Genomic DNA, 7,085 nt, shown 5'->3' on the forward strand with positions numbered 1-7,085 from the left:
ACGTGCGCCGGGGTTGAGGGGAACTTCGCAAAGTGCGGTCATTAATCGCTGTAGGAGCGAATTCATTCGCGAGGCAGTTGTTCAGACGCTGAGCATTCGTCGCCGTCCCCTCTTCTCGCGAATGAATTCGCGCCTACAGAGTTTGCATCAGATCGCCTTCGATGCTTGTGGCGCCACCACTTCCCCGCCCAGCACCACCGCCAGATCATCCAGATAGATGTCGCAACGGCGCAACGGAATATCCAGATGACACGGGGTTTTGCGCTTGCCTCCAACCTCGGTATTGGGGCCGGTGGAAAAAAGGAAGTTGCCGTAGAACGCGCGGGCGTCCATGCACATGCCGTCGTTCTTGTCGTACAGGCCCATGGCCGTCCACTGTGCCCGCGGCTGCAAACCCCAACCGATGTGGGAAATACCGTACACCTCAGGGTCGTTGAAGTACTTCATGTAGTCGCGCAGGTACTGCGCCTCGAACCCGCCATGAATCGAGGTGATAAAGCCCTTCTCGATCTGTAGCGTGATCTGCTCGCGGGAGTAGTTCTTGAAGGGCAGCACGATGTCACCGATGTCGATAACCAATGTGCCTTCAGCCGTTTCTTCGTTTGGCCAAGAGAACAAAAAGCCGCTGGGCCAGTGATCCCAGCGCCCCGGTTCATCGGCAAAACCGTACTCGGTAACCGACGGGTACTGCCCCAACTGCGCGCGAAAATCGCTGCCCGCCCTGGAGGTCACGCGAATCGTACGTGCAGCTTTCAATACTTCCTCGGCCGCCAGCACACGCGCCTTGTCGGCCAGGGTCGGCAGCATCCGCGCCAACACTTCCGGGGGCTCGACGGCCAACAGAATACGCGTCCCGGTCTTGAGGATCTGCTCCTGCTCCGGTGAGTGCAGCAGCATCATGGTGTCGACAATCAGGTCGGCAGCCTCCAGCGCCCGTTGGGCCGCGATGTTGCCGGTCAGCGCAGTGTCGCCGCAGTAAGCGGTCATGTCGTTACCCATGGCGGTCGGGTGGTTGAACGACGGCAGCTCGACGGCGTAGACCTTGGCGCCCAGACGCTGAGCCGCATCCATCGCTGCACGCACTGTGCGCTGATCGGAGTAATGACTCTTCAACACCGCAACGCTTTGCGTGGCGTCGACTTTCGACAGCTTAAGAACGTGCTCGAACATCTGTGTTAATTGGCAATCGCTAACTGGCATTTCTCATCTCCTTGCCATTTTGGCTGTCAGCCAAATGCACCATTGAAAGGCATCAAGCTTCAGAGTAGTGCATACATTAAAGCGCACACACTTATTAAACATGATCGGACATCAAATAAACGCCTTCTGCAATAGCTGCGCCACTTCGTTACCCATGCACACATCCCCAGTAATTATAGAGATACAGAAGGTGACACGACTGTTTATAGTCAAATCACAATTTTTTAAAACTTCTATTCACACCTCTCGATAACAGTGTATACACTTTAAATCGAACCGATACAGCGCTACTCAATCGCCCGACATTCAACCGCTTTCACGAAATGCGAGGAAACCACCCCATGCCAAATACGCAAAAAATAGCCATCGTCGGAGCCGGTCTGGGTGGGGCCGCGGCAGCCACGCTGCTGCAAAAAGCTGGCTTCACCGTCGATATCTACGAGCAGGCCGCCGAGTTTTCGCGCATGGGTGCCGGCATCCACATGGGTCCGAACATCATGAAAATCTTTCGCCGCATGGGCATTGAGCAGCCACTGAGTGACATGAGTTCGCACCCGGATTTCTGGTTCAGCCGTGACGGCATGACCGGCGACTATCTGTCGCGTATTGAGCTGGGTGAATTTTCGCTAAAGGAGTACGGCGCGGCGTACATCACCGTACACCGTGGTGATCTGCATGCTCTGCAAATGTCTACGCTCGCCCCTGGCAGCATGCATTTCAATAAATGCCTGACGACCCTTGAAGAAACCGAAAATGGCGTGCGCCTGAATTTCGCCGACGGCACGCAGGCTCAGGCCGACATCGTCATCGGCGCCGACGGTATCAATTCGCGGATTCGCGAAGAACTGCTGGGCCCGGAAAAACCGCTGTACAGCGGCTGGGTCGCGCACCGCGCACTGATCCCAAGCAAGGTGCTGACCCAGTACAAGCTGGACTTCGAAAACTGCGTGAAATGGTGGAGCGACGACCGTCACATGATGGTCTATCACACCACCGCAAAACGTGATGAGTACTACTACGTCACCGGCGTGCCGCACCCGGCCTGGGACTTCCAGAGCAATTGGGTCGACAGCAGCCAGGCCGAAATGTACGAAGCCTTCGCTGGGTATCACCCCACCGTGCAGGCGTTGATTGAATCCACCGAGAGCGTGACCAAGTGGCCCCTGCTCAACCGTAATCCGCTGCCGCTCTGGAGTCGCGGGCGGCTGGTGCTGCTGGGCGATGCCTGCCATCCGATGAAGCCGCACATGGCTCAGGGCGCAGGCATGGCCATTGAAGACGCGGCGATGCTGACCCGCTGCCTGCAGGAGACCGGCCTGACCGATTACCGCACCGCGTTCAAGCTCTACGAAGTAAACCGTAAAGAACGCGCTTCCCGCGTGCAGGCTGTCTCGAACGCCAATACCTGGCTGCGCACTCAGGAAGATCCGGCCTGGGTCTATGGCTATGACGTGTACGGCCAGGAACTGAAGTCGCAGGCGCACGCATGAATACGTTCATCCACGGCGGCAACGTTCAGGCCAATGGCATACGTCAGCATTACCTGCGCTACGGCGGCGACCGGCACAACGACAAACCGGCCCTGATCCTGATTCCGGGCATTACCAGCCCGGCGATCACCTGGGGATTCGTCGCTGAGCGATTGGGCAAATATTTCGACACCTACGTGCTGGACGCTCGCGGTCGCGGCCTGTCCTCCACCGGGTCGGAACTGGACTACAGCGTCGACACCTGCGCCGATGACATTGCCGCCTTCGCCCAGGCCATGGGCATCGACAGCTACCACCTCGTCGGCCATTCGATGGGCGCACGCTTTATCGTGCGCAGCGCGGTACGTAATGCTCGGGGGCTCAAAAGCCTGGTGCTGATCGACCCGCCGGTGTCCGGCCCAGGTCGTCGTGAATACCCGGCAAAACTGCCCTGGTATGTCGACTCGATTCGCCAGTCGCAAGCCGGAATGAGCGCCGACGACATGCGCGCGTTCTGCCCGACCTGGAGCCAAGAGCAATTGCAGTTGCGCGCCGAATGGCTGCACACCTGTTACGAGCCGGCCGTCGTCCGCGCGTTCAATGATTTCCACGATGAAGACTTCCACAAGGACCTGCCGAACTTGCCGGTCCCTGCCCTGCTGATCGTCGCGGGCCGTGGCGGCGTGATTCAAGCCGAAGACGAAGCAGAAATCCGCCAGTTGCAACCGCAGATCATGGTCGCTCGGGTCGAAAACGCCGGGCACATGATCCCGTGGGACAACCTGCCGGGCTTCTTCGTCGCGTTCGGTGATTTCCTCGGCCAACCCCTGAACGGATAGGAGCTGTTTGATGAGTGAACAACAAAGCGCTGATGCCAACTATCAGGGCGTGTGGGGCAACCGCATTGGGTTTGGCAAAAAAGCCGCGCTGCTGATGATCGATTTCATGCAGGGCTACACCCAGCAAGGCTCGCCGTTGTATGCGCCGGGGGTGGTCAGCGCGGTTGCCGAAAGCGTCGAATTGCTGGCCTGCGCCCGCACGCACGGCGTGTTGGTGGTGCATACCAATATTCGCTACCACGCCGGACATTTCGTCGATGGCGGCATGTGGGTGAAAAAAGCACCTGTGATGAAACTCATGGTGCAAGACAATCCACTGGCAGCGTTCTGTGAAGAGGTGATGCCGACCGCCGATGAGGTGGTGATCAGCAAACAATACGCCAGCTCATTTTTCGGCACCTCGCTGGCATCGCTGCTGCATGTCCAAGGCATTGACACCGTGGTGCTGGCCGGGTGCTCCACCAGCGGCTGCATCCGGGCAACGGCTGTGGATGCGGTGCAACATGGCTTCAGGACCATCGTCGTACGCGAATGCGTCGGCGATCGACATCCGGCGCCACATCAAGCCAACCTGTTCGACATCGACAGCAAATATGGCGATGTCGTACCGAAACAGGAGGCGCTGGATTACTTGCGCAAATAACGCCAGACCTGGCAGGAGCCAACGTGTTGGCGAAGCGATCTCGCGTTGTGCCAGATAGCTCGCCATAAAGCATTTGCCAGGGCGGCTGGTAGGAGCCGGGCTTGTCCCGCGACCGGCGGGGAACCCGTCGTGAATCTGCGCATGCGGTGTGACTGGCAGACCCCGCGCACCGGGCTTACTGCCGCTGCGCGCCAGGTCGCCGGGCAAGCCGCGCTCCTACTGTGCGTTCTGGCCCTTATGATACGGTCAGGCTTTTCAGCAAAAAGCACCTGCTCAAAGCTGACCGGGAACAGAGTATCTACAGAGACGTGATGTAACCCGGCAGAAACGGAATTTCCGCCGTCCGAACCAGGCCAAAGAGCCCTGGCCGCGCAGGCTTCATTGCGCACTCACTGAGTCGCTCTCCTTCATGGAGCGAAGGGACAACGCTCAGTCTTCTGACACTGCCTTTGGAAGTCGCGATCGGGTGCTTGCCAAAGTACCTGCTGCGCGACAAACAAAAACCAAAACAGACCGTATGAGAACGCAGCAAACGCAGGCAAGATCAGCCGCAGTTGCGCTCATCGGTCATCGCACCGCCAGGAGACACCAATGCCCTCTGCGAATGTAGAAAACGCCGCGATAGCCGCCGCGGACCCGATCAAAGCGCTCTACCACAAGATCACCTGGAAGCTGATTCCCTTCCTGTGTTTCTGCTACCTGGCGGCCTACCTTGACCGCATCAACATCGGCTTCGCCAAGCTGCAGATGCTCGACCAGTTGCATTTCAGCGAAACCGCCTTCGGCCTCGGTGCGGGACTGTTTTTCGTCGGCTACATTCTGTTCGAAGTCCCGAGCAACCTGGTGCTGGAAAAGGTTGGCGCGAAGATCTGGATTGCCCGGATCATGATCACCTGGGGCCTGCTCTCGATCTGCACCCTGTTCGTCAGCAGCACGACGCAGTTCTATGTGCTGCGTTTTTTGCTGGGCGCCGCTGAGGCAGGTTTTCTACCGGGCGTGCTGTTTTACCTGACCACCTGGTTCCCGACGCATCGGCGTGGTCGCATCATCGCGCTGTTCATGATCGGCCTGCCGTTGTCCAGCGTGATCGGCGGGCCGTTGTCTGGCTGGATCATGGGCCATTTCGACATGACGGCGGGGCTACGTGGTTGGCAGTGGCTATTCCTGATCGAAGGCATCCCGAGTGTATTGCTGGGGGTTCTGACCTTCTGGGCGTTGCCTAATACCCCGAAACAAGCCAAGTGGCTGAACGACAGCGAAAAGGCCCTGCTGGAAGGCGAACTGCTCCAGGACGATGTGGAGGGCAAGGACAGCAAACACAGCTTGCGCGATGGTTTTTTCAACCTGAAGGTGTGGATGCTCGGCGGTATCGACTTCTCGATCCTGCTCAGTGCCTATGCCATGGGGTTCTGGATGCCAACTTTCATCAAGAACGCCGGCGTGGTCGACACCTTTCACGTCGGCATCCTGACTGCCCTGCCCAGCGTCGCGGCGCTGATCGGCATGCTGATGATTGGCGCCAGTTCCGACCGTCATCGCGAACGTCGCTGGCACATCATCGTGCCGTTCCTGATCGGCTCGGTGGCCATGGCCACCAGCACCTTCTTCACCCATAACGTGGTGGCAACCGTGGCGTTATTCGCCATCGCATCGGCCGCGATCATCGGCGCGGTACCAGTGTTCTTCAGCCTGCCTGCGACCTTCCTCAAAGGCCGCGCCGCTGCCACTGGCTTTGCGCTGGCCTGCTCGCTGGCGAACATCGCCGGGCTGGTCAGCAACTCGATGATGGGCATCGCGATTGACGTGACCGGCAGCAGTGCAGGTGCATTGTGGTTCTTTGCCGGGTGTTTGATCCTCAGCAGCCTGCTGGTGGTAGCGTTGCCAGCCAAGCTGGTAAACCGCTGACACGGCCAACCGGCGCTGTGCATCGGTCAATCATGGCCCCAGCACAGCGCCTGCGCTTTCCTGCATCGAGCACCGGCCGCGCCCCAGCCCGCAACCCCCAGAAGAAAAGGGTTATTGCAGACCGTAGTTTTTCAGATAACCCACGGAAAACCTGGCCTCGGGAAAGTCCAGCTTTAGCCTTGGCAAGACAAATCCGCCACAGGAACGGCATGTGTCCATCAGCGTAAAGACTTTGATATGACGCAAGGGCACGCCGGTCATGTCCCTCCTCAATACCGTGGCAATCAGTCGTTCGGAGTCAAGGTAGCGACCGAACTCACGGACAATCAGGTGCTCTGCATCGCGAACGACCGGCAGGCTGGTAAACCACGGATCAGGCTCGACATCTTTCATAAGCGCCCTGACATCGCGATAGATGATGCCGTCGATTAGATTATCCGTACCCGGTGCCATCTCAGGTCTGAGCTTGAGGAACTGCGCCCTGCGGCCACCCGAAAAGGAATAGTAAACAATGCGTTCACCGGCCTCGGTCTCCACCAGCATGTAGGAAAGATTGGCGCCTTTGGCCTGGTTCATGATGTCTTTCGCCGCGTCCGGCAAACCGATGGTTTCCAGCGTCAGCGGCGTCCATACAGCCTTCGCGCCCTGAACCGGCAACAGCTGATTGAGAATTTCGATCACCTGTTGTTGATCAGGCCCGCTTAGGGTTCCCACCTTATGGAAGTCGGGGATGCTGGCGCGGGCAAGCCCGACGAATTTTTTCTGTTTGTCCTCGTCGCACAGGATGTTCCCGGCATACTCCAATAGCTCATTGCGCTTCCCTTCGACACAAAACTGCACGTACTGATCGTAGGTGCGAATCTCCACCGGCCAGGACATATTCCAAAGGATTTTTTCCTCCTCATCCAACAGGTCGAACAACAGGCGGGCAATGTTCTGCCGGTCGCCGGACGCCCAAGGTCGTTCACGCACCAGCCGGTATTGTTCCGCCGCCCCCAGGTAATCGTTGATGTGCGCCCGATCACTTTC

6 protein-coding genes are annotated in these 7,085 nt (G+C 58.4%); 4 read left to right on the forward strand and 2 right to left on the reverse strand.

Translation table 11 applies throughout. The features are described 5' to 3' along the window. Positions 1–147: 147 nt before the first annotated feature. Positions 148–1,200 (reverse strand): 2,5-dihydroxypyridine 5,6-dioxygenase, encoded by a 1,053-nt coding sequence (locus VGC62_RS00615; protein ID WP_331185163.1) that lies wholly within the window; start codon positions 1,198–1,200, stop codon positions 148–150. A gap of 341 nt (positions 1,201–1,541) precedes the next feature. Between VGC62_RS00615 and VGC62_RS00620 the strand changes: the two genes are divergently transcribed. The 4 genes from VGC62_RS00620 (at position 1,542) to VGC62_RS00635 (ending at position 6,056) form a co-directional block, all read left to right on the forward strand. Beyond that, positions 1,542–2,690 (forward strand): FAD-dependent monooxygenase, encoded by a 1,149-nt coding sequence (locus VGC62_RS00620; protein WP_331185164.1) that lies wholly within the window; start codon positions 1,542–1,544, stop codon positions 2,688–2,690. Beyond that, positions 2,687–3,508: an alpha/beta hydrolase gene (locus VGC62_RS00625; RefSeq protein ID WP_331185165.1), complete on the forward strand. Its 822-nt coding sequence runs from the start codon at positions 2,687–2,689 to the stop codon at positions 3,506–3,508. The genes VGC62_RS00620 and VGC62_RS00625 overlap by 4 nt, the downstream gene beginning before the upstream one ends. A gap of 10 nt (positions 3,509–3,518) precedes the next feature. Beyond that, positions 3,519–4,151, forward strand: coding sequence for an N-carbamoylsarcosine amidohydrolase (locus tag VGC62_RS00630; protein ID WP_331185166.1), 633 nt, complete (start codon positions 3,519–3,521; stop codon positions 4,149–4,151). A gap of 591 nt (positions 4,152–4,742) precedes the next feature. Continuing rightward, a complete protein-coding gene (locus tag VGC62_RS00635) occupies positions 4,743–6,056 on the forward strand; it encodes an MFS transporter (protein WP_331185167.1) in 1,314 nt (437 codons plus the stop codon). A gap of 111 nt (positions 6,057–6,167) precedes the next feature. Here VGC62_RS00635 and VGC62_RS00640 read toward each other — a convergent pair. Continuing rightward, on the reverse strand, positions 6,168–7,085 hold a 918-nt coding region (locus VGC62_RS00640; protein WP_331185168.1), incomplete at its 5' end, for a deaminase domain-containing protein.

The sequence above is a fragment of the Pseudomonas sp. genome (assembly GCF_036404235.1).
GTDB lineage: Bacteria > Pseudomonadota > Gammaproteobacteria > Pseudomonadales > Pseudomonadaceae > Aquipseudomonas.

Coding starts and splice junctions, on each gene's coding strand:
- VGC62_RS00625 (WP_331185165.1), top strand. CDS start 2,687: ATGAATACGTTCATCCACGGCGGCAACGTTCAGGCCAATGGCATACGT.
- VGC62_RS00620 (WP_331185164.1), top strand. CDS start 1,542: ATGCCAAATACGCAAAAAATAGCCATCGTCGGAGCCGGTCTGGGTGGG.
- VGC62_RS00615 (WP_331185163.1), bottom strand. CDS start 1,200: ATGCCAGTTAGCGATTGCCAATTAACACAGATGTTCGAGCACGTTCTT.
- VGC62_RS00635 (WP_331185167.1), top strand. CDS start 4,743: ATGCCCTCTGCGAATGTAGAAAACGCCGCGATAGCCGCCGCGGACCCG.
- VGC62_RS00630 (WP_331185166.1), top strand. CDS start 3,519: ATGAGTGAACAACAAAGCGCTGATGCCAACTATCAGGGCGTGTGGGGC.